The 231-nt window shown below is 55.4% G+C and carries 1 protein-coding gene; it reads right to left on the reverse strand.

What is annotated here, in order from left to right:
• Nucleotides 1–32: 32 nt before the first annotated feature.
• A partial coding sequence (locus AAEY75_RS17395) for a hypothetical protein (RefSeq protein WP_352260444.1) occupies nucleotides 33–231 on the reverse strand: 199 nt, incomplete at its 5' end.

Raw genomic sequence — 231 nt, forward strand, 5'->3', positions numbered from 1 at the left:
CCCTCTTGACTGTCGACTGCGGCAAGGTTGCATCATGCAGCACGCAGTGACAAGAGAGGATGAAGGCTAAGTGCTATAAGCCTGTTATCGGCCGCATGGGTGATTTCTGTAATTGGGGTGATCGGTGGTTCACGCCTGTCCTCTGTAGGAGCGAGCTTGCTCGCGAAGCACTCAAGAGCACCGCGGGCATCCAGAATGCCCGGGTAATCGTTGACGATTTTCGCGAGCAAG

This window comes from Psychrobacter sp. TB55-MNA-CIBAN-0194 (assembly GCF_040309505.1).
GTDB classification, from domain to species: domain Bacteria; phylum Pseudomonadota; class Gammaproteobacteria; order Pseudomonadales; family Moraxellaceae; genus Psychrobacter; species Psychrobacter fozii.